Genomic DNA, 17,867 nt, shown 5'->3' with positions numbered 1-17,867 from the left:
TGAGGTCTATCTGAATTTTGAGATTTGATTCGCTCTCACCCGAATCTTAAAAAAAACAACTTTAATAATCAAAACGTTTAAAAGCTTCAATAGCTTCGTATTCTGCCAGTCCCAATTCATCATACAGTACAGCTGTATTTTTATTTCGATCTTCCGCTCTTACCCAGAATTCACGAGAATCGTTTCCTTGAAACATTACCCTGTCTTTTTGAGACTGATGGTATAAAATGGCATGACGTTTTAATAAAACTTCTGACGGAGAAAGTGGTACCGCCATATCTATTTCATGAATATCCCACTCGTGCCAAGCTCCTCTGTAAAGCCATAGCCAGCAGTCGTCCATGTATTTTTCTGGTTTTAATTGTTTCATTGCTGCAAAAATAGCATTCAGACAAACTTCGTGCGTTCCGTGCGGATCGGCAAGATCACCTGCTGCAAATACCTGATGTGGTTTTATTTTTGCAATAATATCTTTTACAATAGCAATATCTTCTGGCCCTAACGGATTCTTTTTAACTTGCCCTGTTTCATAAAAAGGAAGGTCTAAAAAGTGTGTATTTTCATCTTTTAAGCCAATGTATCTTGTTGCTGCATAAGATTCTCTTCTTCTAATTAATCCTTTTAATTTTCTAACTTCCAGAGAGTCGATTTGATTTTCTGATTTGTTATTTAAAAATTCAATTACAGATTTGAAGTTGATGTCATTTGGAAGATTTCCACCAGTGAAATCATTACAAACCTCAGCAAATTTTAATGCCTCATCATCTGTAACTGCAATATTTCCAGAGGTTTGATATACTACGTGTACATCATGACCTTGTTTAATCAATTTTGAAAATGTTCCCCCCATCGAAATCACGTCATCATCTGGATGCGGACTGAAAAGGATAACTCTTTTTTTAGCTGGATTAGCTCTCTCCGGACGATGTGAATCATCTGTATTTGGTTTTCCACCCGGCCATCCAGTAATGGTGTGCTGCAATACGTTAAACATATTGATGTTCAAATCGTAAGCAGAACCTTCTTGTGCTAATAAATCAGACATACCGTTGTTGTTGTAATCACGGTCTGTTAATTTTAAAATAGATTGGTTTGTTTTTTGGCAAAGCCAAACAATCGCTTTACTTTTTAATTCTTGTGTCCAAATACATTCTCCAACAAGCCAAGGTGTTTTAAAACGTGTTAACTCTGATGCTGCAGACTGATCTAATACGAAAGTTGCATTTGGATGATTTTGTAAAAATGTCGCAGGAACTTCAGAACTAATATCACCCTGAACAGTTCTCTTGATGATATCGGCTTTGTTTTGTCCCCAAGCCATTAATACGATTCTTTTAGATCTCATAATGGTAGAAACTCCCATTGTGATGGCTCTTTTTGGAACGTTGTCGATTCCGTTAAAGTCAGACGAAGCATCTACTCTTGTAATGTGATCCAGTGTAATAATTCTTGTTCCGGAATTGATGTGTGAACCTGGCTCGTTGAAACCAACGTGACCTGTACGTCCAATTCCTAATAACTGAAAGTCTAAACCTCCAGCTTGTTTAATATTCATTTCATAGTCGATACAATATTGATTTAATTCATCAATAGAAACTGTACCATCAGGAATATTAACATTTTCAGGTTTAATATCAATATGATTAAAAAGATGCTGGTGCATGAAATAATGATAGCTCTGATTGTTTTCTCTATTCATTGGATAATATTCATCCAGGTTAAAAGTGATTACATTGCTAAAGCTTAGTCCTTCTTCTCTGTGCATTCTAACTAATTCCTCATATACTTTTATAGGAGAAGATCCTGTTGCCAAACCAAGCACGCAAGATTTATTTTTTTCCTGCTTAGATCTAATTAACTGAGCGATTTCCTGCGCTACAATTACCGATGCTTCAGCAGAACTTTTGAAGATTTCGTTGTGAATTTTCTCAAATCGTGTTTCTTCAAATTTTCCGGCGCTTTTATAGCTGATATCAGGTTTTGTTTCTAAAGCACTTTTCATTTTTTTTCTTTTTTTGGTATGTACAATTTTGGTTTTTGAAACGGTATAAGCAATTTGCATTTCTTATACCGTTTACTAACCAAACTTAAAATCTTAAATCTCTATTTTTTTTAGAAGTTTGCTCCGGTAGTATCCCACCAAAGTCTTGTTCCACCATTATCAGGACCTCCAAGTTTAGCAACTCCTGTCGCAACACCACCAGCATTTCCAGCTTTTTCTGATTGTACAAAGTTTATTCTTCGTACACCAAATTCAGTAGTGATTGTTGTTCCACTATAATTTTTAAGAACCGGGAATAATTTTGGATAACCTGTTCTTCTGTAATCAGACCAAGCTTCTTGTCCTTCAGGGAAACCAGCAATCCATTTTTGAGTGATGATTTTTTGTAATTTCACTTCGTTAGTTGCAGCTGCATCCCAAGCGATAGTCACATTGTTTAAAGCCGGAGAATTATTTACAGGGAAATTAGGATCAACATAAGCTTTTGCTGTTTTAACATTATCAGCAATGTAAGCTGCCGCTCCTGAAGCTCCTCTTTGTTCAAATGAAGCTGCAATACCTGCTTCATATAAAGATTTAGCGTCTCCACCCATATTCCATCCTCTTAATGCACCTTCTGCTCTTAAGAAATAAGCTTCTGCAGTCGTGAATAAAACAATTTCTTTTGATCTTACAACAGCTCCAATTCCAGAGAAATCCTGGTGATCTGATTTTGCAGCAATATCAATACCTGTACGAACTCCTTTATATTGTCCTGGGAATTGAGTAGATGTATCAAAATAAGTAGCTAATCTTGGATCATTATATCCACCCATGATTGATTCCATATCTGCAGACATACGAATGTCTAACCAAGCTCCACTAATTGTAGCAATTGGGTTTGTGTAAACCGGTGATACAACTTTGAATAAATCAGCATTTGTTGTGAATACACCATATTTATGGGCAATTGCTTTTTCTGCTTGTGTTTTTGCTAATGCTGGGTTTACCTTAACAATACGCATTGCTAATCTTAAACGCAGTGTGTTTGCAAATTTTGCCCAGGCCTTATAACTTCCGCCGTAACCAGACATATCTGTTGTTGCGAATGTCGAAGCTTCTCCAGCATCTTCTCTTTTAGTTAATTCTGCTACTGCAAAATCTAATTCACTAAACATTTGGTTGTAAACTTCTTGTTGAGAATCATATTCAATAGTCGAATCTGTAGTTCCAAATTTAGAATAAATGATAGGTCCAAAAGTATCTGTAAGTCTGTGCATACCTTCTACTTTCAAGATTAATGACAATGCATAAAACTGATCATATTTACCTTTAGATTTTTGAGCAATATCGTATGCATTAAACATTACGTTACTATATGCGTAATCCCAAATAAATCCGTTCCAACCATCAACTAATGAATAAGTTGTATTGTTTATTCCTCCTGCAAAACCTGTTGGGGTAGCCATGTACCCAGACCAGATATCACAGTTTAATCCTTGTTGTAATTGATAAACCCATTCTGGGGTTAATACCTGAATATTGTTAAACATTGGAGCAAATCCTCCTTTAATATGATTAAAATCTTGTTCAAACAATTCAGGGGTAATACCGTTAGGATTGGTATTAATATCTTCAAAATCACCTGTACAACCCATTGCTGCAAGCAATGACATACATAGAGCCGCTTTTGTTATTTTATTTAGTTTCATGTTTTTAGTATTAGAAAGTTACATTTAAATTAAGACCGATACTTCTTGTAGATGGTTGTCCGTAAATATCAACACCTTGTAAACCTTCGCCTGTACTTAATGCAATATTTGGATCAAACGGTGCATCTTTGTAGATAAAGAATAAGTTTCTTGCTATTAATGAAACACTTGCAGTCTGAATAAATGGTAATCTTTTTGCGTTAAAATTATATCCTATAGAAATCTCTCTTACGCTTACGTTTGTTGCATCATATACATACTCTCCTGTAATACCTGCTCTACCACCAACTTGAGTATAGTAAAGTTGAGCATCCATTGAAGTAACCGGAGTTCCGTCGCTTGCTCTTACTGCATTTATAGCTACACCGCCAGCGTTTCTCGCATCACCTGTTGCTCTAGAGACACCAAAAGAGTCATTTTGAGCTTGAGTTAAACTCATTACATTACCGCCAAAACGACCATCAATTAACACATTTGCAAAGAATGAACCTATTTTAAATGAGTTAGAGAAACCGATCATATAGTCAGGATTAGAATTACCTACTTCTTCAAAACCAGTTTTTTGGATTGTTCCGTCATCATTTAATAAAATTCTTCCCTGAGCATCTTTTTTAAAGTTAATACCTTCAATAACTCCAAATGGTCTTCCTTCGATTAAAGCATATCTGTAGCTGTTTACTCCAGCTTCAGTTAAGTTAACTCTACCTCCTAATTCAGTAGGGATTTCTTTTACTTTATTTTTATTTTGTGAAAAGTTCACGCTTGAATCCCATGAGAATTTATCTCCTCTGAAAATTCCAGCAGTAACTACTGCTTCAAAACCTTTGTTTTCGATACTACCTGCATTGATTCCGTAAAAATCAACTCCTTGAGAATTTCCTTTTGGAGCTACAACTTGTAAATATTGATTTTTAGTTTCTGAATTATAGTATGATAATTCAAATGCAAATCTGTTGTTAAACATTCTCCATTCTGTACCAAGTTCGTACTCTGATTTTAATTCAGGTTTCAATGAAGTACCTTCTTTTGGAGCAACTTTTGGTTTTGGATCTGTAACTCCAGGAGTGTAATAGTAAGTTGGAACTGTTACGAAAGGATAAACATCATTACCAACCTCTGCGTAAGTTGCACGTACTTTACCAAAGTTGATAAACTCAGGAAGTGTAACCATTTCACTAAGAAGAGCTGTTAAACCTACAGATGGATAGAAATATCCTGCACTGTCTGTATTAGCTAAAGTTGATGACCAGTCATTTCTAGCAGCAACATCTAAGAATAACATATCTTTATATCCAAAAGTAGTAGCTGCAAATACAGACTGAACTTCTTTTCTTGTATCGATAGTTTGGTAATTTCCTGAATTGTTATTGAAGTTTTGTAATGTAAACCAGTTAGCATATTTTAATCCTCCGCCAATTCCAGAATCAAGAATTGTTTTTTGATTTCCTAAAGTATTAGTAACACTTGTACCAATGTTTGCGTTAAAGCTAAAATCATCACTGAATTTTGTATTGATTGTAGCAATTAAATCAGCATAACGTTGTGTGCTTAAAGCATTTTCTACATAATATCTACCATTTATGTGAGAAATTGTTCCTTGTGTAGTAGCGTAGATTTTTTTATCAAAATCACTTTCTACTCTGTTATAACTGTATCTACCAGCAATACTTAACCAGTTATTAGCTTTATAAGTTAAAGATAATGCTCCGTTAAAGAAGTTGTTTTTGTCTTCAGATTTATTTCTGTTAATTCCCCAATATGGGTTTTGCATAATATCTCTGTTTGTCATCCAGTTTTGAGCCATTAAGTTTCTGTTTGGATCAAAAACTTCATAATTATTTTTATAGTAATCAAAGTCATTTCCTCTTGGCATAAGGTAAACTCCAGTTAATGGGTTGAAATAAAAACCATTTACCGGTTTGTTGATGATAGTTTGAGAAGTATAGTTTGCATTTGCAGCAAAAAGAAGTTTATCATCAAAGAATTTAGCTGTTTGACGAATACCAAAGTTATTTTTCTTAATACTATTACCTGGCATAATTCCTGTTCCAGATGTATTAGAGTAAGTAAATGCTGTAGAAGAATTTTCAGATGAAGTTGAATAACCTACTGAAGTAATTTGAGTATTTCCTACTTGAAAAAAGTCTTTTACGTGATCTTTTGATTTTCCTGCAGCACCCCATGATTCATCTGCCCCTGGAGCAGCAACGTAATCAGACTGGAATTTAGGCAAATATGCAGCTGATTCAAAAGTAGTTACAGATGAAACAGTAAGTAATGGTTTACCAGCTTTAGCTTTTTTAGAAGATAATAAGATAACTCCATTTGCTCCCTGGCTACCGTATAATACAGATGCAGCAGCACCTTTTAATACAGTCATACCTTCGTAATCGTCTGGGTTAATAAGTGAAACAACATCACCTCCATCACGGTTTCCTGTAGATGTACTACCAAAACTATCATTTGGCTGTCCTGAAGAACCATTGTATAATGGAATACCATCAATAACATATAAAGGCTGATTGTTTGAAACAGAAGAGTTACCTCTAATTACTACTTTTGTAGAACCACCTGTACCACTTGAACTTTTAGTTACGGCAACACCGGCAATTTTTCCAGCAATAGTATTAACAAGGTTGGCATCTCTTACTCTTGTTAACTCTTCTCCTTTAAGCTCCTGAGCAGCATAAGTTAAAGATTTTCTAGTTTTCTTGATACCTAATGATGTTACTACAACCTCGTTAAGTGCATTTGACGCCGCAACTTGCATTTTTACATTAATTGTAGCAGCATCGCCTACAACTATATTTTGTGTCTCTAGGCCAACATAGGTAAAAACTAATGTCTGTCCTTTTTGAACGTCAATTGAGTACAATCCGTCAAAATCGGTAGTCGCACCTTTTTGACCTCCTTGTACAGCAACAGATGCACCTGGTAACGGCATCCCATCAGAATCTGTAATCACACCTTTAACGTTTTTTACTTGTGCAAGCGAAACCTGCGCCGTAAAAACAATCATAAAGATTAAGAAAATTTTTTTCATGTTTATTTATTTTGTTAGTTATGAGGTAAAATTATTCTTAAGGGATTGTTAAAAAAAATATATTATACAAACAGCTATAATTTTTAAACGAACGACATAAAACATTCAATAATCCGCTAACCGAAAACGTATTCGGTTCTATTAAAAGCATATTTTATCCCATTTACGACCATTTTTATTCACAAATTTTACAATTCATTAAAAAAAATTTAAAATCTGTAAATATTTTTATATCTGCCATCTATATAAAAAATTTCGCTTCTTTCTGATTTACTCAATCAAAAAGAAGCGAAAAACTTATTAATTTTAAAAAACTGTAAGAGAGCTATTTAATTACCGCACATTCCTGAAGTTTTAAATTTTAAAGAAGAATATTTTTTATGAATAACATCTAATAAGGAATATTCCGTAAAAGAATCCTGCGCCAATTCCCAAATCATTATTCCTCCGGTATATTCTGCGGCATATTCAACTTTTCTTGAAATTGTAGGTCTGCCGTTGTAATATAATTTCCCTATTTCATCCTGATCAGCAAGTTGAGATCCCGCCTCTACTATTTGACCAAAAGTTGAACTGGTTACTTCTGGAAAAGTAAAATTATATCCGTAAAAAGGAACTCCAAGTGTAAGTTTTTCACTTGGAACATTTTGTTGTTTATGCCAAAATTCAATTCCGCTTCTTGCAAACTCATAAGAACTGTGTTGTTCTACTTTAGTAGGACTCCACGGTCCTGTACTATCATACGCCATTATATTTATAAAATCAAAAGCGTTTAAGGCTGCCGAATTTATATTTACAAATCGCACACTGTTGGGTAAAGCTGCCGTTAGAAGTTTTTTATCATCAGCTAAACTCTTTTTTAATTCAACGACAAAACCGCTGTAACCAGAAGTCACTGCATCCCATTCGAGATCTACATCGACTCCATCCAAATTATGGTCTTTTACAAATTTTAGAATATTTTGAATAAATGCCGGACGGTTTTCAGATTTATCAATTAATGACGACCAGTTTTTAGCCTGTTCTTCAGAAATAACGCCACCTGCCAATGAAATACTTACAATAATATTTGGGTTTACTGATTTTGCGTATTTAATTACAGCGTCAATATCTCCTGTGAATAGTATGTTTCCATCTTTATCAGGATTTGCAAATGCAATATTTAAATGCGTTAGTTTACAAAACTGAATGGAAGAAATTTTACTGAAATTGTCTGTGGATAAATATCCAACAACTCTTGCTGTTTTCGTTTTTGTTTCTTCTGTATTATGCTCTTTTTCGTTGGTACAGCTATACACTGAAAAAAACGAACTTATATAAAAAAGGATGCCTAATAAGGCTTTATTTTTTATCATAATTTTTTAGATTTAATTAGAATGAAAATATGACCTCATTAGGCATAACTTTATATTTTTAGAATTTTATTTAGTTGGCATCCCACCAAACTTTATTCAGCCAATCATTTGTTCCTCCCATTCTTGATAATGCTTCTTTATAGTTTTTCTCATTTTTCTGCATCTCATCATTAGGATAATATAAACGTTTTGGTGTAACTCCGTTTGTTTCTGAATCAGGGTTTGTTATTGGAATCAATACCGGGAATCCTGTTCTTCTCCAGTTTGAATATGCTTCAATACTATTAAAGATATAAGTGATCCAAAGCTGCGTTGAAATTTGTTTTAACTCTTGTCCGGCAATTAATGGTTTAGCATTTAGATAGGTATCGATTGCTGCTTGCGTTGCAGGCGTTGCTCCATAAACCTCTAATTGCTTAATACCTGCTTCAACTCCTTTTTTATAATAGTCTGTTGCAGAACCTGCAACCCAGCCTCTAAATGCCGCTTCAGCAAGTAACAATTGAGATTCTGAATAACTTACATGTAAAAATGGTGTTGTTTTTTGCTTAAAGTAAGATTGAATTCCAGAAGTTGAGCTTGCTCCCATTGGAACTTCCCACTGAAACAATCCTGGTTTTACTCCTTCATAAGGTGTTTCACCTGGCTGCAATGGCGCTCCCCAAGCAAGACTGCTCGTTGTTTTAGGAGTTGCATACATTGGTAATCTTGGATCTCCGTTGTCTCTTAAAAAGTCAATTACTAAAGTACTAAAGTGATCTCCATTTTCATTACCTACAAGTGCATAAGCCAATCCATTTCCTCTAAAATCAATCGATGCCGGATCATCATTAAAAGTAGCATCTAAATGCTTCATAATACAGTTATCAGCATTGCTTGTAAAAACTCCTGCCGCTAAAGCAGCTTTTACTTGTTTTTCTGCTTCTGCCGGTTTAATTTCAGAAATTCTCATTCCTAAACGTAATCTTAGTGTATTAGCTAATTTTTTCCATTTAGTAATATCTCCGCCATAGAACAAATCACCTTTTACAGCACCGCCGTTAGCATTTAATTGATTATGAGCTTCTTCTAAATCATGAAAGAATGACATATAAATTTCTTCCTGTGTATCATATCTAGGTGTTACAATTCCTTTTGAGAAACCTAATCCAGCTTCAGAATAAGGAATATCTCCATAAATATCAGTAATACGCTGTGCTACCATTACTCTCATAATTTTAGCTACAGCATTCATATTTACAGCAGATTGATCTCCACTTGTTTTTTCAAGAATATCAACAACATTTTTTAATTCGTTTTGGTAACCATTTCTCCAAAGAGCAGTTGCATAACCATCATCTTTTTTAAATTTGCTTCCAAACTCAGTTACGTTCCATGCACCCGCATAATGCTGTACAAAACCTCCTGAATAAATTAAATTGGTTCTCCATTGGTAAAATCCGTCACCCGACATACACAATTGGGTAAACGTAAGCTGCCCAGCTGGATTTGCAGACAACGCAACCGGATCTTTTTCCAGTTCGTCAAAATTTTCGGTACAGCCTACTGCAGTAAACAATGTGAGTACGGCTATAATTATTTGTTTAAATTTCATAATTTCTTTTTTTAGAATCCAACTTTAATATTAAAACCGTACGATTGTCTAAATGGTAATGAGCCATATTCAAAACCTTGTCCGTTTCCAGAAGTATACATTGATTCTGGGTCAATATTTGGAAGATCTTTATTAAAAGTCAATAAGTTTCTTGCAAATGCCGAAACATAAATTGAACTTATTTTAGCTCCGCCAAAAACACTTGATGGTATTGTATATCCTAAACTAATTTCTCTCAATTTCACGTAAGATGCATCGTAAACAAATGGCGCTGGTGTATTGTTGAAAACCGTATTCCAGTAATCCTGAGGATTAACAGGTTTTGTATTTTTAACATAAACCGGGTTAGCAGCTGTTCCTGTATTTACAACACCTTCTGCAACATAACCTGCTGTAGGAACCCAAGTAGACTGGCTAAAGTTAGGATCATTAGCAATAGCTTCTGCTCTTGCATGATTATACGCATCTCTTCCGTCTGTAGTTACATCCAAAAGTCCTTTTGTTGCCGCTAATGAATTTGTCATAGAGTATACATCCATACCAAATTTCATATCGATCAAGAACTGTAATGTAATACCTTTATAAGTAAATCTGTTAGTTAAACCTGCAGCCCAGTCAGGAAGTCCTTTTCCTAATGCTACTTTTTCATCTGTAAACAATGGTAAACCATTTGCAGCTACTACTTTTTCTCCATTTTCATTTCTTAAGAAATCTCTACCCATAATAGTTCCGTATTGACCGCCAACCTGAGCAACAACAGCTGCTCCAGCCCAACGAGCTTCTGAAATTGTATAAGTACTAATGTCTGGATGCAATGAAAGAATCGAGTTTTTATTTTTTGAGAAGTTCAAATCAATTCCCCATTCAAAATTGTTTGTTTTTATTGGAGTACCAGATAAAAATACCTCGATACCTTCGTTACGTAATTTTCCTGCATTTACTGAAATAAACTCATATCCAGATGTTGCAGATGAAGGTAAATCAAGTGTTTGATCTGATGTATCTTCACGATATACTGTAATATCTGCTTTTAATCTGTTTTTGAAGAAAGCAGTTTCAAGTCCGAACTCAACTCCAGTTTTTGACTGATACGTTAAATTAGGATTTGGTGCAGCAGTATTTTTGATATTTACAACACTTTGACCATCATATGAAGAAAATGTAGTATAGTTTAATGCATTTTTATAAGCTCCCGGTGAATTTGAAACCTGTGCCCATGATGCTCTAAATTTACCATACGAAAAAGTATCATTTTGAATATTAAGTGCATCTGAGAATACAAATCCTAATGAACCTGCAGGATAAAAAGCACTTTCATCACCACTATAAATTACGCTAAACCAATCATTTCTTCCAGTAAACTCAGCATATAAATATCCTTTATAATCTAATTTTGCAGAACCGTAAACTGAGTTTGTTCTTGTTTTAGTTTCAACCGGAGCATTTTCAGTTTTATTAACAAAATTACTGATGTATTCTGTACCCGGTTCAATAATTTTTGTTCCAAATCTTGAGTTTTGTTCTCTTCTAAAATCTCTTCTTGCTGTACCTAAAATTCCAGAAAAAGTTAAATCTTTAGCTAATTTAATATCGCTCAAAGTCGCAATAATATCGGTATTCATTTCTGATACATTAATATTATTTAAACCTAGATATCCTTCATCTCTTCCCGGCCAGGTACTTCCTGCAGCCATAAAATCTTTTGAACTAAACCCGTAAGTATCAAGACCAGTTCTAAAAGTTAAAGCGATCCATTTTTTCAGCTGATACGTTCCTGTAACGTTTCCTATAAAACGATTTTTAACAGATGTATTATGATTTTCTTCAGTTACAAAATATGGGTTCAATAAATAAACATTGCTGTTCCATGGATAAATCTGACCTGTATCATTATTTTTATAATTTTTCAGCCAGGCCTGATCAATGTTTGGAGCCAATCCGCTTAATGAATATCCTACGTTATTAGGAGAATCTCCTAAAGCTGGTCTGTTATTAGTATTTTCAGCAATATAATTTACGTTAGCATCTAAAGTAAATTTTTCTGCTTTTAAAGTTGCATTTAATGTTGCATCATTTCTTTCTAATCCTGAATTTGGAATTACGTCGCTATTTTTTAGGTTATTGAAACCAAAACGAACATATCCGCTGTCATTACCTCCAGAAATAGCAATTCCGTTTGTTGTCGTAAATCCAGTTTTAAAGAAATCCTGGATATTGTTATCAACTTTAGCATAAGGTTTCATAGAACCATCAAATATTTTTACCTGCTGCCCTACTGATTCAGAGAATTTAGGTCCCCACGCATTTGTAGTATATCCATAAATTTCAGTTGGGGCTTTTGTTGGATCAGGCAATGCACCATTTGATCCAGTTCCATATTCACTTTGATAATCTGAATATTTCGCATTTACTTGGTCAAAATTTACTCCACTAGTTAATTCTACACGAAGTTTTCCTTTACTTCCCTTTTTAGTTGTAATTAAAATTACACCATTCAAAGCTCGTGAACCATACAAAGCTGCTGCTGCTGCTCCTTTAAGTACTGTTAAACTTTCAATATTATTTGGGTTAATACTTGAAATACCATCTCCGTTATCACGTCCGTCAAACCATTTGCTTGTTGCAGCACTATCATTATTCAAACCTGAATTGTCGATTGGAACTCCGTCTACAATATAAAGAGGCTGGTTACTTTCACCAATACTTGAGATACCTCTAATAATAACTCTCGTACTTCCTCCAACACCTGTAGCTGGTATAGAAACGTCTACACCGGCAATTCTTCCAGATAAAGCTGTAGTTACATTGGTTGTAATGGCCTTGTTTAACTGCTCTCCTTTTACATCCTGAACGGCATAACCCAATTCTTTTTTCTGTCTCTTAATCCCTAATGCTGTAACAACAACTTCATTTAAATTTTGTGCGTCTTGAGTTAGCACAACATCTACAGTTGAAGAAGACCCAACTGTTACAGTTTTAGTTTTAATACCGATATACGAAAATACCAGAACATCTCCTGCAGATGCCTGAATCGTATACACACCGTCATAATCAGTTTGACTTGCCGTTTTTGTACCTTGAATAAGAATACTTACACCCGGCAGCGGCAGACCATTTTGGTCGCTTACCAAACCTTTGACCGTTTTTACCTGCGCAACAGACAATTGCGCCGTAAAGACAATCATAAAGATTAACATAATTTGTTTCATTTTTATCATGGTTTTTGATTAGTTAAGCGATAAATTTATTGTTAAGGTACTGTTAAAAAAAATATTTTATACAAACAGTCAAATTTGTTAAACAAACGACATAAATCAATCAACATTATGCTGTACGAAAACGTTATCCTATTTAAATAAAATATTAATTGGCTTTTTTTACAAAATTTTATTCAAAAGAATTGCGATTTAGCCAGTAATTGTGTAAAGTTGCACAGTAATTACAAAGCTTTACAAATAATAACAAAACGTTAAAAAAAGTTGAACGAAATTCGAAAACTAAAATTTGACATAAAACTTCAAAATCATATTTGGTTTTGGGGTTCTTATTTCACTCTCAACTTTTTACGATGGGGCGCTTACTTTAACGACTATCCGTATTCGTTTAAATCGAACTTAATTGAGTTTTCGCTGCATATACCATTAGTATATTTCAATCTTTTTGTTTTAGTACCTAAATATGTCCTTAAACAAAAATATATAACCTATACACTGGCACTGCTTCTAAGCCTTTTTGGAATCTATTTATTAAAAACTGCGCTTACCTATTATATTATATCCGAAAATATCTGGCCGGAAGCTAACAGAGAATACCATCCTTTTGAAATCAACCATATTGTAGCTGTTTGTATTGGTGAATTGTACGTTTTAGCAATGGCATCATCAGTATATCTTACTTTAACATGGCTTCGTGAAAGAGAAAGAAACAGATCGCTGAGAGAAAATCAGTTTAAAATCAAGCTGAAATATTTAGAAAATCAAATTCAGCCACATTTCTTTTTTAATACATTAAATAATCTTTATGCCTTATCTTTAGAATCTTCAGATAAAGTTCCGGATGTCATTATTAAGCTTTCTAATTTAATGGAATATGTGCTGTATGATGTTAAAGGAACCAAGTTTGTACCGCTGATAAAAGAGATCGATTATATTCAAAATTATATTGAAATCGAAAAACTTCGTTTTGATAATGTGGAAGTTACCGTAAATTTAGAATCAAACATTGAAGATATTGTAGTTCCTCCATTAATATTTATTTCATTGGTCGAAAATGCTTTCAAACATGGCGGAGTCAATAATAATAACTTTAAAATTAAAATCAATTGTAAAGTTATTGACAATAAAATGTTAGACTTTGAAATCTTAAATAATTTTGTAATTTCACAAAATGTTAAGTCAAAAGGTGGAATTGGTTTAGTTAACACAAAGAAAAGACTAAAATTAATTTACAAGAATAATTTCAGTTTAAAAGACAAAATAAAACTGAATTACTATATAATTCGTTTGCAAATACCTATCCATAATGAAAATTAAATGTGTACTGATTGATGATGAACCCTTAGCAATCAAAGTGCTGCAAAATTATTTTAACAATTTTACAGATTTTGAAGTTATCGGCACATTCAATAATTCTTTAGAAGCTCTGGATTTCATAAACAGTACTTCTGTAGATGCCGTTTTTTTAGACATTAATATGCCCATGATGACTGGTTTTGAGCTTATAAGCTTAATTGAAAACAAAACCAAAGTTATTATCACAACCGCTTTTAGAGAATTTGCTGCAGAAAGTTATGATCTTGATGTTTTAGATTATTTAGTAAAACCTATTCCGCTTCCCAGGTTTATCAAATGCATTAATAAAATTACAACCGAATTCAATTTAAAAAACAATATTAAAATTGATGTTGCCAAAGGCGACTCACATATTTTTATTAAAGTTGATAAAAAGATGATGAAAATTAATATTGAAGAAATTCTTTTTATCGAAGGAATGAAAGAATATATAAAGGTTGTAACACCTGATAAAACCTATATTACACATAAATCTTTGACTTCGTTATCTGAAGAATTACCGGCAGATCGCTTCTTACGCATCCATAAATCTTACGTTATTGCGTTAAATAAGGTCAAATCTATTGAAGGAAACCGTATTCAAATTCAGTCTTATACCATTCCAATAGGAAGAAATTATAGTAAAGACGTAAAAAACAGGATTCTCGAATAAAACTTTAACATTTCTAACTCTATATAAATTAACACATTGTTGAATAAATAAGGTTGTTCGTTTAAATTTAACATTATTTTCGATCAATAATTTTTTTTTGATTCATGTAACAAATATATTTACGGTCTTCAAAAAACAATTTTATTAAAAAATTAACCTTATTACAATTATGAGTTCAGAAAATGTTCAAACCAAATGGGGACAGTTTATCCCACTAGTTATCGTGTTCTTCTTTTGGGGTTTTGTTGCTGCCAGTAACGATATCTTAATTCCTGTATTTAAAACAGCTTTTAATTTATCTCAAGGAGAAAGTCAGTTAGTTTCGTTAGCATTCTATATTGCTTATACAGTAGGATCCTTAATATACATGGGAATTTCAGTTTTAATCAAAGAAGATTTAGTTAACAAAATTGGCTACAAAAACGGTCTATCATTAGGGTTACTTATTTCTGCAGTCGGAACATTATTATTTTACCCTGCAGCAAATACAGGTTCATTTCCTTTAATGCTTTCAGGTTTATTCATAGTAGCTTTAGGATTTTCATTACAGCAAACTGTTGCTAATCCGTTAGCAATTGCTTTAGGACCAATATCTACAGGTTCTCAGCGTTTAACATTAGCTGGTGGAATCAACAACTTAGGAACTACAATTGGACCACTAATCGTAAGTTTTGCGATCTTCGGATCAAGTACAGGATCATCAACTTTAAGTATCGAAAGTGTAAAAATTCCTTATTTAATTTTAGGACTTGCTTTCTTATTAGTTGCTATACTACTTAAATTTTCATCTTTACCAGACAAACCAGCTCTTATCGAAGAAGAAATTGCTGCTGATGGTGCTAATGCAAAAAAATCAGCTTTACAATATCCTCAATTAATAATGGGTATGATTGCGATCTTCCTTTATGTTGGTGTAGAAGTTTCTACAGCTAGTAATTTACCAGCATACATGGAAAGCAAATTAGGATTCTTAACTCAGGAAGTTGCTCCATATATATCTTTATACTGGGCGAGTTTAATGATCGGACGTTGGACAGGTGCAATTGAAGCTTTTACAGATAAAGCAAGCTTACAGCAAATTTTACGTTTCGTAGCTCCTTATTTAGCTTTTGGTGTATTCTTAGCGGTAAATGCAATTGCGAAGCACGACTTAACTCCATTTTATATTTACGGATTAATCATTTTAATATTAATTGCTGCTGATATTGCAAGTAAAGGAAACCCTGCAAGAATGTTATTAATCTTCTCTTCTTTAGGTATTGTTGCGATCGCTATCGGAATGGCTACAAGTGGAATTGTAAGTGTTTATGCTTTCACAAGTGTTGGTTTATTCTGTAGTACACTATGGCCATGTATCTTTACACTTGCTGTAAGCGGATTAGGAAAAAACACAAGCCAGGGAAGCAGCTTCTTAATCATGATGATTATGGGTGGTGGAGTTATCAGCTGGTTACAAGGTTTTGTATCTGAATTCATTGGTATACAGGCAAGTTATATTGTTGGTATCGTATGTTTCGCTTACCTTGCATTCTATGCTTGGAGCGTAAGCGGAATCCTTAGAAAACAAGGAATCAATTTCGACAAAAAATTATCTGGAGGCCACTAAAATTTCAGAAATGCCCATATAAAAAAATCCAAATTCCTATTATAAAATTGGAATTTGGATTTTTTTTATTCACAAAAGAAAACCTTTGCACCTATCTACTTCGCATTAATAACATTATTCAGGTTCTTCTTAAAAATGGCTCTATTTTCTTCTGATATTTGATAAACAACATCCTTATCTGCATGAACAATAACCTTTTCAATATTCTGTGATGCGAGACCTTGCGGATCTTTAATTTTTAAAGTACAAGCACCATCAAAAAATCCATCATCTTCAATAATTTTCTTTGCTTCGATAACAGTTCCGTTACCTAAAACAGCCGAAATTGTCATTTCCTTATTTAAGGTTTTAGAATAAAATCCGTCCATGACAAGAAGCAGTCGATACGAATTTTTCATTTCGGGGCCTTTAAATTCATGCCTCGTAATATTATACCGAAGCCCTTTTGCTAAAGGTTGAAATGCTACAGAACAATCTAATTCAAATGTTGCTACATCTCCGGCATCATTTACACTTTTCAATATTTCTGCTGTCTGTGCATTTACCGAAATACTAGTGGCAAAAAAAGACAAGATTATCAATATCACTTTCATAATCAATAATTTAAGTTTCATATAAAAGTAAAAAAAATCGCCTTTTCTCGTTAGAAAAAAGACGATTTAATTTTTATAAGTATCTAAGGATTACTTGTTTCCTTTTTCGAAGTCAGCAACAAACTGAGCTAAACCGATATCAGTTAACGGGTGTTTCAACAATCCGTAAATTGCAGAAAGAGGTCCAGTCATAACATCAGCACCAATTTTAGCACAATTTACAATATGCATTGTGTGACGTACAGATGCAGCTAAGATTTGAGTTTCGTAACCGTAGTTATCGTAAACTTCTCTAATTTCCTGAACTAAGTTTAATCCGTCAGTTGAGACATCATCTAAACGACCTACAAACGGAGAAACATAAGTAGCTCCGGCTTTAGCAGCTAAAAGAGCTTGTCCAACAGAGAAAACAAGAGTTACGTTAGTTTTAATTCCTTTATCAGAAAAATATTTTGCAGCCATAACTCCTTCTTTGGTCATAGGCAGTTTTACAACGATTTGGTCATGTAATTCAGCTAACTCTTCACCTTCTTTGATCATTCCATCATAATCAAGAGCGTTTACTTCAGCACTTACATCACCTTCTACAAGATTGCAGATGTCAACATAATGCTTTAAAATGTTATTTTTTCCTGTAATTCCTTCTTTCGCCATTAATGACGGATTTGTCGTTACACCATCCAAAACACCTAAAGCTTGTGCTTCTTTAATTTGATCTAGGTTAGCTGTGTCAATAAAAAATTTCATAATTTATTTAAGT

General features: G+C 33.6%; 11 protein-coding genes. 3 read left to right on the top strand and 8 right to left on the bottom strand.

Translation table 11 applies throughout. The features are described from left to right. Window positions 1–61: 61 nt before the first annotated feature. From nagB to APR43_RS22360, 6 genes are all read right to left on the bottom strand, one after another. A complete protein-coding gene (gene nagB / locus APR43_RS22385; RefSeq protein WP_053470296.1) occupies window positions 62–2,002 on the bottom strand; it encodes a glucosamine-6-phosphate deaminase in 1,941 nt (646 codons plus the stop codon). 110 nt (window positions 2,003–2,112) lie between these two features. Beyond that, the gene (locus tag APR43_RS22380; RefSeq protein WP_053470158.1) at window positions 2,113–3,693 is read right to left on the bottom strand and encodes a RagB/SusD family nutrient uptake outer membrane protein; all 1,581 of its coding nucleotides are present in this window, start codon (window positions 3,691–3,693) and stop codon (window positions 2,113–2,115) included. A gap of 10 nt (window positions 3,694–3,703) precedes the next feature. Next, window positions 3,704–6,736: a SusC/RagA family TonB-linked outer membrane protein gene (locus tag APR43_RS22375; protein WP_053470159.1), complete on the bottom strand. Its 3,033-nt coding sequence runs from the start codon at window positions 6,734–6,736 to the stop codon at window positions 3,704–3,706. A 329-nt stretch (window positions 6,737–7,065) separates the two neighbouring features. Further along, a complete protein-coding gene (locus tag APR43_RS22370; RefSeq protein ID WP_053470160.1) occupies window positions 7,066–8,091 on the bottom strand; it encodes a glycosyl hydrolase family 18 protein in 1,026 nt (341 codons plus the stop codon). 70 nt (window positions 8,092–8,161) lie between these two features. After that, complete coding sequence (locus tag APR43_RS22365) at window positions 8,162–9,685, bottom strand: SusD/RagB family nutrient-binding outer membrane lipoprotein (protein ID WP_053470161.1); 1,524 nt, start codon at window positions 9,683–9,685, stop codon at window positions 8,162–8,164. A gap of 11 nt (window positions 9,686–9,696) precedes the next feature. Next, window positions 9,697–12,894 carry a SusC/RagA family TonB-linked outer membrane protein gene (locus APR43_RS22360; RefSeq protein ID WP_108422145.1) on the bottom strand — a complete coding sequence of 1,066 codons (3,198 nt, stop codon included), beginning with the start codon at window positions 12,892–12,894 and terminating at the stop codon, window positions 9,697–9,699. Window positions 12,895–13,164: 270 nt separating this feature from the next. Here APR43_RS22360 and APR43_RS22355 point away from each other — a divergent pair, with 270 nt between their 5' ends. From APR43_RS22355 to APR43_RS22345, 3 genes are all read left to right on the top strand, one after another. After that, window positions 13,165–14,217: a sensor histidine kinase gene (locus tag APR43_RS22355; protein ID WP_053470163.1), complete on the top strand. Its 1,053-nt coding sequence runs from the start codon at window positions 13,165–13,167 to the stop codon at window positions 14,215–14,217. Then, entirely contained in the window at window positions 14,207–14,908 is a 702-nt protein-coding gene (locus APR43_RS22350) for a LytR/AlgR family response regulator transcription factor (protein ID WP_053470164.1), read from the top strand. Before APR43_RS22355 ends, APR43_RS22350 begins: the two co-directional genes overlap by 11 nt. 169 nt (window positions 14,909–15,077) lie before the next feature. After that, a complete protein-coding gene (locus APR43_RS22345; protein ID WP_053470165.1) occupies window positions 15,078–16,514 on the top strand; it encodes an MFS transporter in 1,437 nt (478 codons plus the stop codon). 95 nt (window positions 16,515–16,609) lie between these two features. Here APR43_RS22345 and APR43_RS22340 read toward each other — a convergent pair whose 3' ends face one another. Continuing rightward, window positions 16,610–17,107 (bottom strand): hypothetical protein, encoded by a 498-nt coding sequence (locus APR43_RS22340; RefSeq protein WP_053470297.1) that lies wholly within the window; start codon window positions 17,105–17,107, stop codon window positions 16,610–16,612. A gap of 90 nt (window positions 17,108–17,197) precedes the next feature. Continuing rightward, window positions 17,198–17,854 carry a fructose-6-phosphate aldolase gene (gene fsa / locus APR43_RS22335; RefSeq protein ID WP_053470166.1) on the bottom strand — a complete coding sequence of 219 codons (657 nt, stop codon included), beginning with the start codon at window positions 17,852–17,854 and terminating at the stop codon, window positions 17,198–17,200. Window positions 17,855–17,867: the final 13 nt, after the last annotated feature.

It is taken from the genome of Flavobacterium sp. NLM, from assembly GCF_002210235.1.
Lineage (GTDB): Bacteria > Bacteroidota > Bacteroidia > Flavobacteriales > Flavobacteriaceae > Flavobacterium > Flavobacterium panici.
Note: the sequence above shows the minus strand (reverse complement) of the source record. Positions and strands in the feature narration are given on the sequence as shown.

Excerpts from the sequence above, each read along its gene's own strand:
- APR43_RS22375 (WP_053470159.1), bottom strand. The coding sequence starts at position 6,736 with ATGAAAAAAATTTTCTTAATCTTTATGATTGTTTTTACGGCGCAGGTT.
- nagB (WP_053470296.1), bottom strand. The coding sequence starts at position 2,002 with ATGAAAAGTGCTTTAGAAACAAAACCTGATATCAGCTATAAAAGCGCC.
- APR43_RS22370 (WP_053470160.1), bottom strand. The coding sequence starts at position 8,091 with ATGATAAAAAATAAAGCCTTATTAGGCATCCTTTTTTATATAAGTTCG.
- APR43_RS22360 (WP_108422145.1), bottom strand. The coding sequence starts at position 12,894 with ATGAAACAAATTATGTTAATCTTTATGATTGTCTTTACGGCGCAATTG.
- fsa (WP_053470166.1), bottom strand. The coding sequence starts at position 17,854 with ATGAAATTTTTTATTGACACAGCTAACCTAGATCAAATTAAAGAAGCA.
- APR43_RS22365 (WP_053470161.1), bottom strand. The coding sequence starts at position 9,685 with ATGAAATTTAAACAAATAATTATAGCCGTACTCACATTGTTTACTGCA.
- APR43_RS22340 (WP_053470297.1), bottom strand. The coding sequence starts at position 17,107 with ATGAAAGTGATATTGATAATCTTGTCTTTTTTTGCCACTAGTATTTCG.
- APR43_RS22350 (WP_053470164.1), top strand. The coding sequence starts at position 14,207 with ATGAAAATTAAATGTGTACTGATTGATGATGAACCCTTAGCAATCAAA.
- APR43_RS22345 (WP_053470165.1), top strand. The coding sequence starts at position 15,078 with ATGAGTTCAGAAAATGTTCAAACCAAATGGGGACAGTTTATCCCACTA.
- APR43_RS22380 (WP_053470158.1), bottom strand. The coding sequence starts at position 3,693 with ATGAAACTAAATAAAATAACAAAAGCGGCTCTATGTATGTCATTGCTT.